The organism is Stenotrophomonas sp. CFBP8980, from assembly GCF_034046095.1.
In the GTDB taxonomy this organism is placed as follows: Bacteria; Pseudomonadota; Gammaproteobacteria; order Xanthomonadales; family Xanthomonadaceae; genus Stenotrophomonas; species Stenotrophomonas lacuserhaii.
In genome coordinates this window covers 130115-147804 of sequence record NZ_JAXCXF010000003.1, presented here as the reverse complement: position 1 = coordinate 147804, position 17690 = coordinate 130115, and the positions used below count along the sequence as shown (strand labels likewise).

Sequence of the window (17690 nt, the reverse complement as noted above, 5' to 3'; positions counted from 1 at the left end):
GATCGTTATACGCTGTTTTTCGATCATGTAAGGGCACCTACAGTGACCGCTCACCCCGCTACGGAACGCCCCCCATGAAGATCGCCCTCGTCGGTGCCACCGGCAACATCGGCCGCCAGATCGCCCGCCATGCGCTGGCCAACGGCCACCAGGTCACCGCCATCGTACGCAGTGAGAAACAGCTGCCCGCCGAACTGGACGGCGCCGCGCAGGCCATCGCCCCGCTGGATGACAGTGCCGCGCTGGCGGCCGTGATTGCCGGCCACGATGTGCTGGCCAGTGCCTACGGTCCGCGCCCGGGCGATGACATCGGCCAGATCGCGGTGGTCGCCGGGCAGCTGCTCGATGCCGCGCGCCAGGCAGGCGTGCCGCGGCTGGTGGTGGTGGGCGGTGCAGGCAGCCTGGAAGTCGCACCGGGGGTGCAGCTGGTCGATACCCCGGATTTCCCGGCCGCCTACAAGCCTTTTGCACTGGCCGCACGCGAGGCGTTGAAGACGCTCCAGGCCGTGCAGGACATCGACTGGACGTTCTTCTCGCCGGCCGCGGAAATCGGCCCGGGCGAAGAGCGCGCGCAGTATCGCGTGCAGGCCCGCAGCTTCCTCGCCGACGCCGAAGGCCACAGCCGTATCAGCTACGCCGACTACGCCGCCGCGTTCGTGGAAGAACTGGAAACCCACGCCCACCCGCGCCAGATCATCACCGCCGCGTACTGAAACCCAAAAAGGGGACGGAGGGAATTAAGTTCGCTTAATTCCCTCCGTCCCCTTTCTGGAACAGGTCCCCCTGCAGGACCGGCTCGCGCTCGCGGAAGCCGCCCAGGCCGACGCCCACCAAGCGGTACAGCGTGTCCGGCGGCAGCTCCACGCGATCGCGCAGCGCCAGGGCGATGTCGCGCAGTTCCTCCATCGATTCCGGCGGCCGCTCCGGCGTGTAGCTGCGGGTGAGGATGCGGAACTGCGAGGTCTTCAGTTTCAGCACCACCGTGTGCCCGGTGCGGTCGGTCCGGCGCGTGGCGTTCCAGGTTTTCTCCGCCAGCTGGGCGATCGCCGGCGCCAGTGCATCCAGCGGAACATCCTCGGCGAACGTGTCTTCGGAGGAAATCGACTGCACCGGCTGGTCCGGCTCCACTGGCCGTTCGTCGATACCACGGGCACGGTTGTACAGACTGCGACCGAAGCTGCCGAAGGCCTCTTCCAGCGCAGCCAGCGACCAGCTGCGCAGGTCACCACAGGTCACGATGCCACGCGCCGCCAACTTGCCTTCCATCACCTTGCCCACGCCCGGTACCTTCTTCACCGGCAGCGGCAGCAGGAAAGCGTCCACGCGCTGCGGGGTGACCACGAACTGGCCATCAGGCTTGCGCCAGTCCGATGCGATCTTGGCCAGGAACTTGTTCGGCGCGATGCCCGCCGAGGCGGTCAGCGCGGTTTCATCGCGGATCTGCGCGCGGATTTCGCGCGCGATGTCGGTCGCCAGCGCGATCCCGGATTTCGGCACGGTGACATCCAGGTACGCTTCGTCCAGCGACAACGGTTCCACCAGGTCGGTATGGCGCAGGAAAATCTCGCGCACCTGCCGGGAAACGGCCTTGTAGCGTGCGAAGTCAGGCGGCACGAACACCGCATCCGGACACAGGCGTTCGGCACGCAGCGCCGGCATCGCCGAACGCACACCGAACACCCGTGCCTCGTAGGACGCCGCACACACCACCGAACGCGCGCCACGCCATGCCACCACCACCGGCCGGCCGCGCAGGGACGGATCGTCGCGTTGCTCCACCGACGCGTAGAAGGCGTCCATGTCAACGTGGATGATCTTGCGCATAGTGCTCATGGTGGGTGTTGGAAGGGCATTCGACCTTGGTGGGCCACACGCCGAAGTATGGTCGTTGCACATCAACAGGATGCGCGTTTTCAATGGTAAACACTACGCGTGCGTACGGTGGAAAAGTTTGATCGCGACGTGTGCTGTCATGCATCCTCGGGCGCTTGATCTTCCGTTCTTCGCTTCCAGGATCGTGCTTTCCATGACTCGTCTCCACGCGTTCGACCGCGACCAGCTGCTGGCCAGCGCCCGCGGTGAACTGTTCGGCGCAAGCGCCGGGCGCCTGCCCAACGACCCGATGCTGATGTTCGACCGCATCACCGACATCCGCGACGACGCCGGTCCGCATGGCAAGGGCATGGTACGCGCCGAACTGGATATCCGTCCGGACCTGTGGTTCTTCAACTGCCATTTCATCGGCGATCCGGTGATGCCCGGTTGCCTGGGCCTGGATGCGATGTGGCAGCTCACCGGCTTCTTCCTGACCTGGCTGGGCGCACCCGGCCGCGGCCGCGCGCTCGGCTGTGGCGATGTGAAGTTCACCGGCCAGGTACTGCCGGACGCCAAGCTGGTCAGCTATGAGATCGACATCACCCGCGTCATCAACCGCAAGCTGGTGATGGCACAGGCCGACGCCCGCATGCTGGTGGATGGCCGCGAAATCTACGTCGCCAAGGATCTGCGCGTGGGCCTTTTCACCTCCACCGAGAACTTCTGATGCGTCGCGTCGTCATTACCGGAATGGGCATCACCTCGTGCCTGGGCAACGACCTGGACACGGTGTCGGCCAACCTGCGCGCCGGCAAGGCCGGCATCAGCTACCTGACCGACCACGCCGAAGCCGGGCTGCGCAGCCAGGTCGGCGGCCGCGTCGACCTGGACCTGGATGCGCAGATCGACCGCAAGCTGAAGCGTTTCATGAGCGATGCTTCGGCGTTCGCCTACATCGCCGCACGCGATGCCATCGCCGATGCCGGGCTGACCCCGGAGCAGGTGAGCAACCCGCGTACCGGCCTGATCGCCGGTTCCGGTGGTGGCTCCAGCGAATGGCAGGTGGAAGCGGCTGACATCCTGCGCAGCCGGGGCGTGCGCAAGGTCGGCCCGTACATGGTGCCGCGCACGATGTGCAGCACGGTCTCGGCCTGCCTGGCCACCGCTTACCAGATCAAGGGCCTGAGCTATTCGCTGTCTGCGGCCTGCGCCACCTCGGCGCATTGCATCGGTGCGGCGGCCGACCTGATCCGCCACGGCGCACAGGACATCATGCTGGCCGGCGGCGGTGAAGACCTGCACTGGTCGATGAGCGTGATGTTCGATGCGATGGGCGCGCTGTCGACCAGTTTCAACGAGACTCCGGCCACCGCCTCGCGTCCGTACGACAAGGACCGCGACGGCTTCGTCATCGCTGGTGGTGGCGGCATGCTGGTGCTGGAAGACTACGACCACGCCATCGCGCGCGGTGCCACGATCCACGCCGAGCTGATCGGCTACGGCGTCACCTCCGATGGTGCCGACATGGTCGCCCCGTCCGGTGAGGGCGCGGTGCGCTGCATGAAGATGGCGATGGAGAAGGTGGACCGCCCCCTGGATTACCTCAACACCCATGGCACCTCCACGCCGCTGGGCGATGTCACCGAACTGGGCGCGATCCGCGAGGTGTTCGGCGAATCGATTCCGCCGCTGTCCTCGACCAAGGCGCTGTCGGGCCATTCGTTGGGCGCTGCCAGCGTGCACGAGGCGATCTACTGCCTGCTGATGATGCGCGATGGTTTCATCGCCGGTTCGGCCAACATCACCGAACTGGATCCGAAGGTGGAAGGTTTCCCGATCGTGCGCGAAAGCCGCGAGCAGAAGCTGGACACGGTGATGTCCAACAGCTTCGGCTTCGGCGGCACCAACGCCGCGCTGGTGTTCGGCCGGATGATGTAGTGACGGCCGCTGGCCGTCATCCCCGCCGCTGCGCTCGCCGAGCATGGCTCGGCGCTACCTTTTGACCGCAGCAACTTGTAGTGACGGCCGCTGGCCGTCACGCGCACTGCTGCGCTCGCCGAGCATGGCTCGGCGCTACCGCAACAGCGGCACCAACAGCGCGCGCACATCATGTAGCGACTCCACGATGCGATGCCCCAGCGCGCGCACCGCCGCATCCGGATGCACCAGGTCCGGCACCTGGATGGCCGTCATCCCAGCCGCCAGCGCAGCACGCGTTCCGGTCGGTGAATCCTCCAGTGCCAAGCAGCGCGCGGGATCGGTGCCCAGCCGCTGTGCGGCCAGCAGGTAGATGTCCGGCGCCGGCTTGGGATGCTGCACGTCGCTGCTGGTCACCACCGCATCGAAGTAATCCAGCAGGCCGCTGGCCGCCAGCTTGCGGCTGGCACGCGGCTGCCGCGTCGACGTAGCCACCGCGCGTGGCATACCGCGCTCCTTCAGCAGTTCCAGCAGTTCCAGGATGCCCGGACGCAGCGGCAGGCCGTCATGCGTGCGCGCGTCGTACAGCGCGTGGCAGTGGGCCAGCAGCGCATCGATGCGCGCGCCGTCGTCGATGTGACGCTGCAGCAGCTGCAGGCAATCCCGCTCGCCCAGCCCCACCATGTGCAGGAAGAAGCCTTCCGGCAACGCGATCTCCAGCGTCAGCGCCGCCTCGCTCCAGCACGCGATCGACACCCGTTCGCTGTCGATCATCAGCCCGTCCATGTCGAAGATCACCGCATCCGGGCGGAACGGCAAGGCAGGGATCGTGCTCACGGTGCGAACAGGGTCTCCAGGTCGGCAGCGGCCAACTGGCGCCACTGGCCCTCTTCCAGTCCTTCCAGGCCCAGCCCACCCACGCCGCTGCGATGCAGGGCCTGGACGTGGTTGCCGGTCGCGGCGAACATGCGCCGCACCTGGTGGTAACGGCCTTCATGCAGCACCAGGCGCGCGTTGCGCGGCCCCTGCACGTCCAGCTCGGCCGGCATCAGCGGCGTCTTCTCCGATTCCAGCATCAGCGTGCCACTGGCGAACAGCGCCACCTCGTCACCGCGCAGGTCCTCGGCCAGCTCCACCTCGTACACCTTGGGCAGCTTGGACTTCGGCGAGATGATCCGGTGCAGCAGGCCACCGTCGTCGGTCATCAGCAGCAGCCCGCTGGTATCGCGGTCCAGCCGGCCCACGGTGGACAGCACCGGATCGCGGTCGCGGAACCGCGAGGGCAGCAGGTCATAGACCAGCCGCCCCTTGTCCTTGATCGAACAGGTCACCCCGCGCGGCTTGTACAGGGCGATGGTCAGGCCGACCGGCGGATCCAGCGGCTCGCCATCGACGCGGATCGCTTCATGGGCCACCTGGTCGTCGGCATAAAGCACCTCGCCATCGGCATCGGTGATGCGTCCTTCGCGGAACATCCACTGCACCTGCTTGCGGCTGCCGTACCCCAGGTTGGCGATCAGCTTGACCAGCTTCACCGGCTGCCTCCGCGCACCGCCTCGATCAGCTTGAAGCCATCGCGTTCGGCCAGCACCCGCACCGTGCCGAAGCTGTCATTGAGCACGTTCTCGTACGGCAGGTGGCGGTTGGCCACCACGAACAGGCGCCCGCCGCGCTTGAGCGCCTGCGCCGCCACCGCGATGAAGCGCTGGCCGATGTCCGGGCGGTTCTCGCGCGAAGGGGTATGGAACGGCGGATTGCTGATGATCACGTCGTAGCCGGGCTCGATCCCGGCGGTCACGTCCTGCCACAGGAACCGCAGCGGCAGCGCACGCGGCGGCTCGGCCAGGTTGACCCGTGCCAGGTCCAGCGCGCGGCCTTCGGCCTCGTACAGGTCCAGTGCGGTGATCTTTGGGCAGCGCTCCAGCAGCTCACGCGACAGGTAGCCGTAGCCGGCGCCGAGGTCGGCGGCACGCCCGGCCAGGTCGGCCGGCAGGTTTTCCGCCAGCAGCACCGATGCCGGATCGGTGCGGTCCCACGCAAACACACCCGGACGGCTGGTGAAGCGTCCGCCGAGGATCCTGCGCGGGGCGTCCAGGCTCGCCCAGCGGCTGGCCAGTTCGACATCGTGCTGGCCCTGCGCCGGCGCGCTCCAGTACACCCGGCAATGGTTCTTGGTCAGGCTGCCGCCCAGGCCGGTCAGCTGCTTGAAGTCGCCCTCGCCGGAGCGCGCGCCCTCGTCGTTGTGCTGGCAGGCGACGATCGTGCCACCCGGCGCCACCAACTGCAGGGCGCGGGCGAACAGCGCGCGGGCTTCGTCGCGCTGACGCGGCGGCAGCACCAGCACCAGCCCGAAACGGCCCGCCTGGTCAGCGCCCAGCTCGGCGGACACCTCCAGCCCGGCCGATTCCAGCGCCTTGGCGAACGGTGCGAAGCTCTGCTCGCAGACCACTTCGCGGCCCTGCGCCTGTTCGCGCAGCGGCCATCCGTCACGCGCCCGCAGGAAGGCGACCGGGCCTTCCGGCCAGCGCAGCAGGCCTTGGGAGAGCGGCAGGAACAGGGTCTGCAGGGGAGCGTCGTCGCGGGCGGCCATCGGGCACGTAAGCCTTGGAATCTTCAGGGGGCGTCCATTGTACCGGCTCGGCGCCACCGCCCCCGTGCCGGAGCGCTTTGCGAAAACCGAACATCCCCTTGATGCCGCCCGAACGTCCCAGCGGTCAGGGTAAGCGGACCCATCCCAGCTCTGGAGATATCGAATGCGTGCCTTGTTCGTCGGTGGCGTGGTCGACAACAGCGAAATGGACCTGGAGGGCAGCCAGCCCCCGGTGCACTACCCGGAGGACACCGGTGGCGGCCACTCCCGCTACCGGCTGCACCAGGTCGGCAAGACCCGCGATGGCACCGTGGCCTATGCGGTCTACGGGGCGCCGGACATAACGGACGAGGAAGTCAGCCGGGTTGCCGATGAACGTGCCTACGAGCGCCGTTTCGAGGCCGAGGCTTCGTTGTTCGAACACTGATTCATGCGTGGGCCGGGCGGTCCCCGGCTCACTGCTTCAGCCAGTTCAATGCAGGGCGGTGCGTTCGCCGCTGGCCTGCACGTGGCGTACCGCCGCCACCAGCTGGGCCACCGAATACGGCTTGGCCACATGCTCCTGGAAACCCGATGCCAGTGCGCGACGCCGGTCATCAGCGCGGGCAAGCGCGGTCACCGCCACCGCGGGCAGTGCATCGGCGTCCACGCCCATGTCCTCGCGCAGCGTGCGGATGAGTCCATAGCCGTCCATTCCCGGCATGCCGATATCGGTCAGCAGCACGTCGAAGCGTTGGTGCCGGTTCTCGTCCAGCAGCGCCAGCGCTTCGCCGGCAGACGATGCCGAGGTGACCGCTGCACCCTGCTCTTCCAGCATGCGACGCAGGTACTCAAGGACTTCGACCTGGTCTTCCACCGCCAGCAGATGCAGGCCGCGCAGCGGATACGGTTCGACGATGCGCTCGATGATCGGGCCGCCACTGATCACTTCACGCAGTGGGCGCGAACCCTGGTCGGGCGAATAGCGCGGCAGGCGCACGGTGAACGTCGCGCCGCAGCCGTGGCCTTCGCTGGCCGCCGCCACGGTGCCGCCGTGCAGCTCCACCAGCTGCTGCACGATGGCCAGGCCCAGCCCCAGCCCGCCATGGCGGCGGGTGGTGGTGCCATCGGCCTGGCGGAAGCGGCCGAACAGATGATTGAGGAACTCCGGTGCGATGCCATCGCCGCTGTCCTGCACCGTCACCTGCCAGCCCTCCGGCAGGTCCTCCAGCCGCAGCGTGATCGAGCCTTCGGCCGGGGTGAACTTGATCGCATTGGACAGCAGGTTCCACAGCACCTGCTGCATCCGGGTGGCATCGCCGAGCACCAGGCACGGACGGTCCGGCACGTCCACGGTCACGTCCAGCGCCTTGCCCTCGGCGACCAGCTCCTGCGCGCCCATTGCCTGGCGCAGCTGCTCGGCAAGGTCCAGCACTTCCACTTCCAGCTGTACCTTGCCCAGCAGCATGCTGCTCAGGTCCAGCATGTCCGATATCAGCCGCTTCTGCGCATTGGCGCTGCTGGCGATCACGCCCAGGCCCTTGCGCAGTGGACTGTCCGGTTCCACCCGCTGCAGCAGCAGTTCGCTCCAGCCCAGGATGGTGGTCAGCGGCGTGCGCAGCTCGTGGGACAGGGTGGCCAGGAACTCGTCCTTCAGGCGCGCGGTGTTTTCCGCTGCGGCGCGCGCGGTGCGCTCGGACTGCAGCAGCTCTTCGCGTGCCAGTTCGATGTCGCGTCGTTCGGTCACGTCCGGGCTGCTGCCGGCCAAACCAACGAAGTGCCCATTGCGCGAAAAACGCGGCCGGGCGTTCATCTCCAGCCAGCGCCACTCGCCGTCGGCGCGCCGGGCACGCACCAGGGCATTCATCGAACGCTGCGCACTCAGCGCGCCGCGCAGTTCGTGCTCGAACACCGAGGCATCATCGGGATGCACCAGCCCGCGCCAGACATCTTCCGGCACCCGGTTTTCATCACCGCCGAAGAACTCGGTAAAGGCACTGTTGACGAAGCGCGAGTGACCCTGCTCGTCCAGCACCCAGACCGGCATCGGCAGGCCGTCTGCCAGGGCACTGAAGCGCGCCTCGCTTTCGCCCAGTTCGCCTTCCATCCGTTTGCGTGCGCTCACATCGAAGAACAGCACCGCGACCGTGTCATCGCCCTCGACCCCCACCCGCACGGCATCCACCGAATAGGCCCGGCCCAGCGCCTTGGCTTCCAGTTCGAACTGGGTCGCCTCACCGGTACGCGCTACGTGCCCGTAGATGGTGAACCAGTCCTTCTCGTGGTTGGGTTCAAGCTCGCTCATCCGCCGCCCGACCGGATCCACCAGCCCGGTATGACGTTCGAACGCTGGATTCACTTCCAGGAACACATAGTCAACGGGATGGTCCTGCTCGTCGAAGAGGACTTTGATCACGCAGAACCCCGCATGCATGCGCTCCAGCGCGTGCTGGTACAGGCTTCCGCCACCTGCGGCGGCGTGTGCGGGCAGGGCTTCCAGGGTCGAATTCACAGGGGACAAGGGCTTGGGCCACTGGGTAGCAATATATACAGCATGGTCCAGACTGCGTATTCGCAGCGTCAAGCGCCGGGCGTCATGCGCGGCGTGATGAACTTCCCGTAAGCGCAAGCCCGGGCGTGCTGGAGTGCCGCTTGTCCGGCGCGCCAGGCAGGACCACACTGGTGGCCACACTTACAGCGCTGCCACACGGCGCAGGAGCCTGCCATGAGCCGCCTTTCACTACGCAGCCTGCTGCTGGCAGTCCTGCTCGCCACCTCCGCCGGTGCCGCACTGGCCGCCCCGCGCACCGTGACCGATCCGCAGGCGCCGCGCGCGCTTGAAGCGTCCGGCCCGGTCAGCGTGCGATGGAACGACCCCAAGACCTTCACCGAGCTTCGCAACAGCACCAACCGCTTCGAGGCCGAGCGCGGCAACTGGGTTCATCAATTGGCCGAGTACGCGCGCAAAACCGCGGAGAAGACCCTGCAGCCCGGCCAGACGCTGGACATCACCTTCGTCGACATCAAGCGCGCAGGCGATTTCGAACCGTGGCACGGTCCGCGTGCCAGCGACATCCGGATCATGCGCGACATCTACCCGCCGCGGATCACCCTGCAGTACGCACTGAAGGACGCGGGCGGCCAAGTGCTGGACCAGGGGGAAGCCGCGCTGCGCGATTCCGGCTTCCTGCATGGCAGCACCGGCATGCAGAGCAGCAGCGACCCACTGCGTTACGAGAAGAAGCTGATCGACGACTGGGTGCGCCGCGACCTGGCCAAGCGGATCGCTGCCAACCCGTCCGCTGGATGATGACCGCTCCCTGGAGTGGGTGACGACCGAGGCCTGGTGGGTGAGGTGGGTGACGACCGTTGGTCGTCACGCTCTTCCTCTCCCCTCCCCCTCACCCCTCCACATACTCCCGGCGCACGCGCTTCACCGCGCACGGCAGCTGGTAAGCGCTGACCCCACAACGCGGCGCCAGCTCGGCCAGGCTCAGCGCCTGCCCGCCCCACAGCTGCACCTCGCTACCCACCCCCGCCTGCGGGTGTGCGGTGAGATCCACGGTCAGCATGTCCATCGACACCCGGCCGATCAGCACGCCCGGCTGGTCGTCGATCACCACCGGCGTGCCGTTCGGCGCGAACTGCGGATAACCGTCGGCATAACCCATCGCCACCACGCCCACCCGGGTTCGCTGGTTGGCCACGAAGCGTGCGCCGTAGCCGACCGGCTCGCCCGCTTCGATCCAGCGTTCGGCGATCACCTTCGAACGCATGTTCATCACCGGACGCAGGCGCGCGGTCACCGTGGAATCAACCGCCAGCGGGTTGGCGCCGTACAGCATCAGGCCCGGACGCACCCAATCGCTGCGCACATCCGGCCAGCCCAGCAACGCCGGCGAATTGCAGATGCTGGTCTCGCCGGCCAGCCCGGCCGTCGCCGTAGCAAACAGCGCCGCCTGTTCGTGGGTGCGTCCGCTGTCCAGTTCATCGGCACGCGCCAAGTGGGTCATCATGACGATGCGACCGACCTGCGGCAGCGCGGACAGGCGTGCATGCGCGGCGCGGAAGGCATCCAGGTCCAGCCCGAGCCGATGCATCCCGCTGTCCAGCTTCAGCCATACCGTCAGTGCCAGCGGACGATCGAAGGCGGCCAGCGCCTCGACCTGCCACGGCGAACCCACGGCGGTCCACAACCCGTGTTCGGCGATCAACGGCAGTTCGCTGGCTTCAAAGAAGCCTTCCAGCAGCAGGATCGGGGCGGAAATACCGGCCGCACGCAGTTCCAGCGCTTCTTCGATGGTCGCCACCGCGAAGCCATCGGCTTCGCTCTGCAGCGCCTGCGCGCAGCGCACCGCACCGTGGCCGTAGGCATCGGCCTTGACCACCGCCAACGCCTTGCCACCGCCCAGCGCGCGCGCGAGGCGGTAGTTGCTACGCAGCGCATCCAGGTCGATCAACGCACGTGCAGGGCGCATCAGCGGCGCCCCGCGTGCGCGTCCGCAGCGCGCTTGCCGCCATAGCGGAAGATATCCAGGCCTTCGGTGCTGATCTGCGGCTGGCGCGCGCTCATCAGGTCGGCCAGGTAACGGCCGGACCCGCACGCCATGGTCCAGCCCAGGGTGCCGTGTCCGGTGTTGAGGAACAGGTTGCGCAAGGGCGTGGCGCCGATCACCGGCGTGCCGTCCGGCGTTGCCGGGCGCAGTCCGGTCCAGAACTCGGCGCGCGATGGATCGCCGCCCTTCGGGTACAGGTCACGCACCACCAGCTCCAGCGTCTGCCGGCGCCGCGGCGACAGGGACAGGTCGAAGCCGGCCACTTCGGCCATCCCACCAACCCGGATGCGGTTGTCGAAGCGGGTGACCGCCACCTTGTAGCTTTCGTCCAGGATGGTCGACGTCGGCGCCATCGCCGGGTCGGTGATCGGCAGGGTCAATGAGTAGCCCTTCAGCGGGTACACCGGCAGGTCCAGCCCCAGCGGAGCCACCAGCGCCGGCGAATAGCTGCCGAGGGCCACCACGTAGTGATCCGCGGTTTCCAGCTTGCCGTCCACGCGCACGCCGGTGATGCGGTCGCCTTCGTGCTCTACCCCGGCGATATCCACGTCGTAGCGGAACTCCACGCCGGCCGCGGCCGCCATCGCGGCCAGCCGGCGGGTGAACAACTGGCAGTCACCGGTCTGGTCGCGCGGCAGGCGCAGCGCGCCGACCAGCCCGTCCACGTGGGCCAGCGCCGGTTCGGCGGCGATGATGCCGGCACGGTCCAGCACCTCGTACGGCACGCCATACTGCGCCAGTACCTCGATATCCTGCGCCGAAGCGTCCAGCTGCTGCTGGGTACGGAACAGCTGGGTAGTGCCCAGGTCACGCCCTTCATAGTCGATGCCGGTCTCGGCACGCAGCTGGTTCAGGCAGTCGCGGCTGTACTCGGACATGCGCACCATGCGCGCCTTGTTGATCGCATAGCGTTCCTGCGTGCAGTTGCGCAGCATCTGCCACAGCCAGCGGTACTGGGCCAGGTCCATGCCCGGGCGGATCGCCAGCGGCGCGTGCTTTTCGAACAGCCAGCCGATCGCCTTCTTCGGCACGCCCGGCGCCGCCCACGGCGAGGTGTAGCCGAACGACAGCTGCCCGGCATTGGCGAAACTGGTCTCCAGTGCCGGTCCCGGCTGGCGGTCGAGCACGGTGACTTCGAAACCGGCTTGGCGCAGGTACCAGGCACTGGTGGTGCCGATGACGCCGCTGCCGAGGATGAGAACGCGCATGAGACCTCTCCAACCCGATCAATTCCCTGCGCAGGAGCACGCTGGGACCATAATCAGAGAAGTATAGTCAGCCTGATCCAGCGAATTTGCGCGTTTTATGAAAGCGGCGCAGCATATTTCCCTGAAAACCATCTGCACAGGGCGACACCGTGGCCACCCGCACCCGCGAACTGGACAAAATTGACAGGAAAATCCTAAGGATCCTGCAGGCCGAGGGCCGGATCTCCTTCACCGAGCTGGGCGAACGCGTCGGCCTGTCCACCACGCCCTGCACCGAGCGCGTACGCCGCCTGGAACGCGAAGGCGTGGTCACCGGCTACCACGCCCACCTGGACCCGAGCGCGCTGAAAGCCAGCCTGCTGGTGTTCGTTGAAATCAGCCTGGCGTACAAATCCGGCGACATCTTCGAAGAGTTCCGTCGCGCCGCGCTGAAGCTGCCCAACGTGCTGGAATGTCATCTGGTCTCCGGCGATTTCGACTACCTGTTGAAGGCGCGCATCAGTGAGATGGCCTCGTACCGCAAGCTGCTGGGCAGCACCCTGCTGACCCTGCCGCACGTGCGCGAATCCAAGAGCTACATCGTGATGGAAGAGGTCAAGGAGACTTGGAGCCTGCCGATCCCGGACTGATCGGCCGGACGGGTGAGACCCCCTCGCGGGTGGCTTTCAAGCTTGAGCTGGGGGTGGGCCGGGCGGGGAGGCTATGCGGGGCACGCGCAAGTACGTCCATGTAGCTCTTCGCGGCTCCTGCCGCTCAAGGCCCCGCATAGCCTCCCCGCCCGACCCCCTGACAGGTTCCGGTGGCCGCCGCCCGCGCAAAAAAAAGAAAACCGGTAGCGCCGAAGGCAGCGGCAGGAGCCGCTGCCAACGTCGCTTGCGACGGCCCGCAGGGTGCCGGTCAGGACGACCGGCATACCCATGGTCGGCGGAAACCATCAGATCCCTCCCCCCAAAGCCGCCGACCATGGGTCACTGAAGGTTCCATGGCCACCATGGACCTGTCGAAGGTGGGGCGGGGTGGCTGTGCAGGACCGTCTTTTCGCATGGATGCGAAAAGCGAGCCTCCATGGACGGATTCACGGCGTGTCCTGCACAGCCACCCCGCCCCGCCAACACACAGCCCTGCAGCCGTTGCAGTTGCTCCTGCTTCGGCTTGAAAGGCAGGTGCCGGACGCAGCCCGGCAAACAAACAAACAAACAAACCCAACCCTACGGCTTGATCCTGGCGTCAGCACCCTGCGGCACGCTGTCGTGGTACCGCCCCGTGCGCGAATCGAACACCCGGTTCGGGCCCGCCGGCTTCACCCCCGGAATGATCCGCCCATCGCGGTCATACACCTTCGCCGGGGCCGTGCTCGCCGGCGGCGCCACCACCTTCGCCGGCCCGGTGCTGCGGATCGGCCCCGCCGCCGGCGGCGGGCTGGCAATCGGTCGTGGGGCCTGCACCGGCGACGGCGGCGCAGGCTGCACCACGCGCGGCGGCTGCGGAGCCGGCGGCGGCGGCGGCGGACGCACCGTGGTCGCACTGCGGGTTGCCGTCGGGCTGGACGGCGACGCCAACTGCGCCGATGCCAACGCCGGCACCAGCAACGCAGACAGCAGGATCAATGAACGCTTCATGGCAGCCCCCGGTAGTAGTTCAGCGCAGCGTGCGCCGCCTCCCGTGTGCCTGCCATGAACAGCGCCCACGCTTGCATGCCCCGCCCCACGCCCCCATCTCCGCAGGCAGCCCCCCCAGGAGACACCGCATGAGCGCCTTCGACCTCACGCCCCCGACCGACGCGCAGCGCCAGGCACTGGAATCCTCGCTCAGCCCCGACGAAGCCCGCGTGCTGCTCCAGCACGGCACCGAAGCGCCGTTCTGCGGCGTGTTCCTCGACAACAAACGCGATGGTGTCTACTGCTGCCGGCTGTGCGCCCTGCCGCTGTTCCGCTCCAGCACCAAGTTCGATTCCGGCACCGGCTGGCCCAGTTTCTTCGCCCCGTTCGCCCCCGAACACGTGCGCGAGATCCGCGACATCAGCCACGGCATGATCCGCACCGAAATCACCTGCGCCCGCTGCGGCAGCCACCTCGGCCATGTCTTCCCGGACGGCCCGCCGCCCACCTTCGAGCGCCACTGCCTGAACTCCGTCTCACTTTCGTTCACCGAAAACGGCGCGTCCTATGACGATCCACTGCAGCGGGGCGGCGCCGAAGCCGAACCCGCCGGCTGATCCACGGCGGCAAGCCCGCTGACGGATTTCACACATTGCCTCTTCAGAAACCGCGTGAACGCGCCGTTAGGGAGATACCCCCTCTCCCTGCGTCGCGTCCATGCTCATCCTCATTGGCTTCCTCGTCGTCATCGCCAGCGTGCTCGGTGGTTATCTCGGCGCCCACGGACGACTGGGCGCGCTGTGGCAGCCGTATGAGCTGGTGATCATTGGCGGCGCCGCCGTTGGCGCGTTCCTGGTCGGCACCCCGGCAAAGACCGTCAAGCAGACCCTGAAAGCCAGCGTGGCCGTGTTCAAGGGCCCGCGCTACAAGCAGCAGGACTACATCGACGTCCTCAGCCTGGTGTACGAGCTGCTCAACAAGGCCCGCCGCGAAGGCTTCATGTCGCTGGAAGACCATGTGGAGAAGCCCGGCGAAAGTCCCATTTTCGCCAACTACCCCAAGGTCCAGGCCGACCATCACCTGGTCGACTTCATCACCGACTGCCTGCGCCTGATGATCGGCAGCAACATTGAACCGCACGAACTGGAACCGCTGCTGGAGCTGGAGCTGGACAAGCACCATACCGAAGCGCTGGCGCCATCGCAGGTCATCACCAAAGTGGCCGACGGCCTGCCCGGCTTCGGCATCGTGGCGGCGGTGCTGGGCATCGTGATCACCATGGGTTCGATCGGCGGCCCGATCGAAGAAGTCGGCGCGCACGTGGCCGGCGCGCTGGTCGGCACCTTCCTCGGCATCCTGCTGGGCTACGGGTTCGTCGGCCCGATGGCCGCGGCGATGGAAGCGCGCGCCGAGCAGGACAGCCGCATCTACGAATCGGTGAAGACCGCCCTGCTGGCCTGCCTGCGCGGCTACAACCCGAAGATCGCGCTGGAGTTCGCCCGCAAGACGCTGCCTTCCGACGTGCGCCCGGCGTTCTCCGAGTTCGAGCAGCACCTCAAGACGGTCAAGTAAGCCATGAGCGAGACCAAGCCCACCGTCATCGTCCGCCGGGTCAAGAAGAAGGGCCACGCCGCCCACCACGGTGGCTCGTGGAAGGTCGCCTACGCCGACTTCGTCACCGCGATGATGGCCTTCTTCCTGGTGCTGTGGCTGGTGGCGTCCACCAGCAAGCCCGAACGCGGCGCGATTTCAGAATACTTCCGCAATCCCAGCCCGTTGTCCGGCACGAGCAGTACCCCGGCGCCGGGCATGGCCGGGCCGGGTGGCGCCAGCACCTCGATGATCAAGCTGGGCGGGGCGGCCGATGTCAGCCGCGGCAGCAGCAATGATCCCTTCCAGAACCAGCAGGAAAGCATTCCCAAGGCCGTCGACCCCGACTCGCGCCAGCAGGAAAAGAAGCAGCTGGAAGCGCTGATGCAGGAACTCACCGAGGCCATCAGCAAGAGCCAGGCGCTGGAACCGTTCAAGGACCAGCTGCTGCTCGACCTGACCCCGGAAGGGCTGCGCGTGCAGATCGTGGACAAGCAGAACCGGCCGATGTTCGACCTCGGCGGGGCAGCACTGAAGCCGTATACGCAGACCATCCTGCGCGAACTGGCGAACTACCTGAACCACGTGCCGAACCGGATCAGCCTGACCGGCCACACCGACACCGCCGCGTACAGCACCCAGCACGGCTACGGCAACTGGGAACTCAGCGCCGACCGCGCGAACGCGGCCCGCCGCGCGCTGGTGGACGGCGGACTGGATGAGGCCAAGGTCACCCGCGTGGTCGGGCTGGCCTCTTCGGTGTTGTTTGACAAGGCCAACCCGGCCAACCCGATCAACCGCCGCATCAGCATCGTGGTGATGACCCGGGATGCCGAAGCTTCTGCGCTGGCAGGCGCCGGCTCGCCGGTCGCGCTGTCGCCCACGGTGGCCGATCCAGACGTGCAGGCTGCGCAGGCGCCGGCCGTGGTGCCTGACGCCGCGCCGTAGCGCCAAGCGCGCCCTGCGCCGGGCCATTACAATGGCGGTCTTCCCTTTTTGCAGACTCCCACCATGTCCAAGCTTTCCAAAGCCAAGCGCGACAAGCGCAAGAAGCAGCAGCCCAAGCGCGCCTTCGCCCGCCTGAGCGACCAGCAGCAGGTGCAGAACCATGCCGTGCTGACCAACGAAGAAGGCCAGGTGGTCGCGGCCATCGGCCTGCAGGGCCGCCAGTGGCTGCTGTCGATCGGCGGCCAGACCATGGGCAACGCGGATGATCCGATGCCGATGCTGGCCATGCTCAAGCACCTGGCCAACGTGCAGGGCAAGGAAGGCCGCAAGGTCGACCTGCAGTACTCCGAAGGCCTGGGCGAACTGATCAAGGTCATGGCCGCCGAAAAGGAACTGGACGCCGACGCGTACCTGGACCAGCTGGCCGCCGAGTTCGACAACATCGACGCCGAAGACGCCGCTGAAGGCGAGGCCGCACAGGATGTCGCCGACGCCGAAGCAGCCACCGAGGCTCCGGCAGACGCAGAGGCGGAAACCGAAGCCGACGCCGACGACAAGCCGAAGGCCTGAAGGGCCCCGGGACTCCGGTGACGGTCTACGTCGACGACGCAGTACAGGCCTGGCGCGGACAGCGCTGGGCCCACCTGATGGCCGATACCCTGGCCGAGCTGCATGCCATGGCCGCGCAGCTCGGCATCCCGCGTCGCGCCTTCCAGAACAAGTCCAGCGGCGCGCACTACGACGTCACCGTGGCCCTTCGAGAGCAGGCCATCGCGCTCGGGGCGCAGCCGATTTCCCGGCATACCGATCGCGAACGGGTCAAGGCGGTGATCGCCAACGCCCGCGCGCAGTACCAGCCCGAGTAGCGGGCACCGGATCCGGCCCGGTCAGAACGGATCGCTGCCCAGCCGCACTTCCACGTTCAGCAGCGAACACAGCGCCAGCATCGCGTCGTCGTCGCGGGTCAGTGCCATCCAGCCGGTGAAGCCGTCGCTGCCGGCATCCACGCTCCACAGCGTGTAATTGTTCTCGCGCAGGCGGTCGAAGGCGGTGGACATCAGCTGCACGCCATCCAGCCCGATGCTGAAGTCTTCGTCGTCCAGGTCGCCGCCCCAGTCCACCTGCAGGTTGAAGCGCGCCGACAGCTCGTTGACCGCCGACATCAGCGATTCCAGGTCATCGCGTTCCACCTCGAAGCCGCTCTGCCAGCCGATCGCGGTGAACAACGGCGGGATCCAGTCGCTGTCCGGCTCCAACGGCTCGCCCTGTTCGGCCAGCAGCTCGCGCCAGCGGTTGAACTGGGCCAGCGCCAGCTCTTCGTCGCCGGGATTTATCAGCACCAGCAGGTTCCATGCACGCGCCTCGAAATCGTCCTCGTCGTAGTCGTGGGCGTCTTCTTCGAAGTCGAAATAATCGCTGTTGTCGGGCATGGTCGTGGTCCTGCGGGTACGGTGCTGTGGCACGCATTCTGAGGCCTGGCGGCCGCCGC

20 protein-coding genes are annotated in these 17690 nt (G+C 67.2%); 11 read left to right on the top strand and 9 right to left on the bottom strand.

Annotated elements, in window-relative coordinates:
* The first annotated feature begins 74 nt into the window (after positions 1–74).
* The gene (locus SOM47_RS09135) at positions 75–713 is read left to right on the top strand and encodes an NAD(P)-dependent oxidoreductase (protein ID WP_320505384.1); all 639 of its coding nucleotides are present in this window, start codon (positions 75–77) and stop codon (positions 711–713) included.
* A 34-nt stretch (positions 714–747) separates the two neighbouring features.
* Here the strand turns inward: SOM47_RS09135 and dinB are convergent, their stop codons facing one another.
* Positions 748–1833 carry a DNA polymerase IV gene (gene dinB / locus SOM47_RS09130; protein WP_042614941.1) on the bottom strand — a complete coding sequence of 362 codons (1086 nt, stop codon included), beginning with the start codon at positions 1831–1833 and terminating at the stop codon, positions 748–750.
* A 193-nt stretch (positions 1834–2026) separates the two neighbouring features.
* Here dinB and fabA point away from each other — a divergent pair, with 193 nt between their 5' ends.
* Both fabA and fabB read left to right on the top strand, forming a co-directional pair.
* On the top strand, positions 2027–2542 hold the full coding sequence (fabA, locus tag SOM47_RS09125; protein WP_042614942.1) for a 3-hydroxyacyl-[acyl-carrier-protein] dehydratase FabA: 516 nt from the start codon (positions 2027–2029) through the stop codon (positions 2540–2542).
* A complete protein-coding gene (gene fabB / locus SOM47_RS09120) occupies positions 2542–3753 on the top strand; it encodes a beta-ketoacyl-ACP synthase I (RefSeq protein ID WP_042614943.1) in 1212 nt (403 codons plus the stop codon). Before fabA ends, fabB begins: the two co-directional genes overlap by 1 nt.
* A gap of 135 nt (positions 3754–3888) precedes the next feature.
* Here the strand turns inward: fabB and SOM47_RS09115 are convergent, their stop codons facing one another.
* From SOM47_RS09115 to SOM47_RS09105, 3 genes are read right to left on the bottom strand one after another with little or no spacing between them, the layout of a single operon-like run.
* Entirely contained in the window at positions 3889–4569 is a 681-nt protein-coding gene (locus SOM47_RS09115; protein WP_320505383.1) for an HAD family hydrolase, read from the bottom strand.
* Positions 4566–5267, bottom strand: coding sequence for a pseudouridine synthase (locus SOM47_RS09110; protein ID WP_042614945.1), 702 nt, complete (start codon positions 5265–5267; stop codon positions 4566–4568). Before SOM47_RS09110 ends, SOM47_RS09115 begins: the two co-directional genes overlap by 4 nt.
* A complete protein-coding gene (locus SOM47_RS09105) occupies positions 5264–6322 on the bottom strand; it encodes a class I SAM-dependent methyltransferase (RefSeq protein WP_192084293.1) in 1059 nt (352 codons plus the stop codon). The genes SOM47_RS09110 and SOM47_RS09105 overlap by 4 nt, the downstream gene beginning before the upstream one ends.
* Before the next feature lie 163 nt (positions 6323–6485).
* On the opposite strand from SOM47_RS09105, the gene SOM47_RS09100 reads away from it, so the two are divergent.
* On the top strand, positions 6486–6749 hold the full coding sequence (locus SOM47_RS09100; RefSeq protein ID WP_042614947.1) for a hypothetical protein: 264 nt from the start codon (positions 6486–6488) through the stop codon (positions 6747–6749).
* 45 nt (positions 6750–6794) lie between these two features.
* Here the strand turns inward: SOM47_RS09100 and SOM47_RS09095 are convergent, their stop codons facing one another.
* Positions 6795–8735, bottom strand: a complete 1941-nt coding sequence (locus SOM47_RS09095; RefSeq protein ID WP_341850246.1) for a PAS domain-containing hybrid sensor histidine kinase/response regulator — start codon at positions 8733–8735, stop codon at positions 6795–6797.
* A gap of 291 nt (positions 8736–9026) precedes the next feature.
* On the opposite strand from SOM47_RS09095, the gene SOM47_RS09090 reads away from it, so the two are divergent.
* On the top strand, positions 9027–9611 hold the full coding sequence (locus tag SOM47_RS09090) for a DUF3016 domain-containing protein (protein WP_320505382.1): 585 nt from the start codon (positions 9027–9029) through the stop codon (positions 9609–9611).
* A gap of 91 nt (positions 9612–9702) precedes the next feature.
* On the opposite strand, the gene alr is transcribed toward SOM47_RS09090, so the two are convergent.
* Together alr and SOM47_RS09080 are read right to left on the bottom strand one after the other, a co-directional pair.
* The gene (gene alr, locus SOM47_RS09085; protein WP_320505381.1) at positions 9703–10779 is read right to left on the bottom strand and encodes an alanine racemase; all 1077 of its coding nucleotides are present in this window, start codon (positions 10777–10779) and stop codon (positions 9703–9705) included.
* A complete protein-coding gene (locus tag SOM47_RS09080; protein ID WP_320505380.1) occupies positions 10779–12065 on the bottom strand; it encodes a D-amino acid dehydrogenase in 1287 nt (428 codons plus the stop codon). The genes alr and SOM47_RS09080 overlap by 1 nt, the downstream gene beginning before the upstream one ends.
* A gap of 149 nt (positions 12066–12214) precedes the next feature.
* On the opposite strand from SOM47_RS09080, the gene SOM47_RS09075 reads away from it, so the two are divergent.
* Positions 12215–12694 (top strand): Lrp/AsnC ligand binding domain-containing protein, encoded by a 480-nt coding sequence (locus SOM47_RS09075; protein WP_042614952.1) that lies wholly within the window; start codon positions 12215–12217, stop codon positions 12692–12694.
* A 579-nt stretch (positions 12695–13273) separates the two neighbouring features.
* Here the strand turns inward: SOM47_RS09075 and SOM47_RS09070 are convergent.
* Positions 13274–13684 (bottom strand): classical arabinogalactan protein 4, encoded by a 411-nt coding sequence (locus tag SOM47_RS09070; protein WP_320505379.1) that lies wholly within the window; start codon positions 13682–13684, stop codon positions 13274–13276.
* A 128-nt stretch (positions 13685–13812) separates the two neighbouring features.
* Between SOM47_RS09070 and msrB the strand changes: the two genes are divergently transcribed.
* From msrB to SOM47_RS09045, 5 genes are all read left to right on the top strand, one after another.
* Positions 13813–14280, top strand: a complete 468-nt coding sequence (gene msrB, locus SOM47_RS09065; protein WP_042612775.1) for a peptide-methionine (R)-S-oxide reductase MsrB — start codon at positions 13813–13815, stop codon at positions 14278–14280.
* A gap of 100 nt (positions 14281–14380) precedes the next feature.
* Positions 14381–15235 (top strand): flagellar motor stator protein MotA, encoded by an 855-nt coding sequence (motA, locus tag SOM47_RS09060; RefSeq protein WP_042612774.1) that lies wholly within the window; start codon positions 14381–14383, stop codon positions 15233–15235.
* 3 nt (positions 15236–15238) lie between these two features.
* Positions 15239–16201 carry a flagellar motor protein MotB gene (gene motB / locus SOM47_RS09055; RefSeq protein ID WP_320505378.1) on the top strand — a complete coding sequence of 321 codons (963 nt, stop codon included), beginning with the start codon at positions 15239–15241 and terminating at the stop codon, positions 16199–16201.
* A gap of 63 nt (positions 16202–16264) precedes the next feature.
* Positions 16265–16771, top strand: coding sequence for a hypothetical protein (locus tag SOM47_RS09050; RefSeq protein ID WP_042612772.1), 507 nt, complete (start codon positions 16265–16267; stop codon positions 16769–16771).
* A 17-nt stretch (positions 16772–16788) separates the two neighbouring features.
* The gene (locus SOM47_RS09045) at positions 16789–17067 is read left to right on the top strand and encodes a DUF4031 domain-containing protein (RefSeq protein WP_042612771.1); all 279 of its coding nucleotides are present in this window, start codon (positions 16789–16791) and stop codon (positions 17065–17067) included.
* A 21-nt stretch (positions 17068–17088) separates the two neighbouring features.
* On the opposite strand, the gene SOM47_RS09040 is transcribed toward SOM47_RS09045, so the two are convergent.
* Entirely contained in the window at positions 17089–17631 is a 543-nt protein-coding gene (locus SOM47_RS09040) for a DUF6630 family protein (protein WP_042612770.1), read from the bottom strand.
* Between the last annotated feature and the right edge of the window lie 59 nt (positions 17632–17690).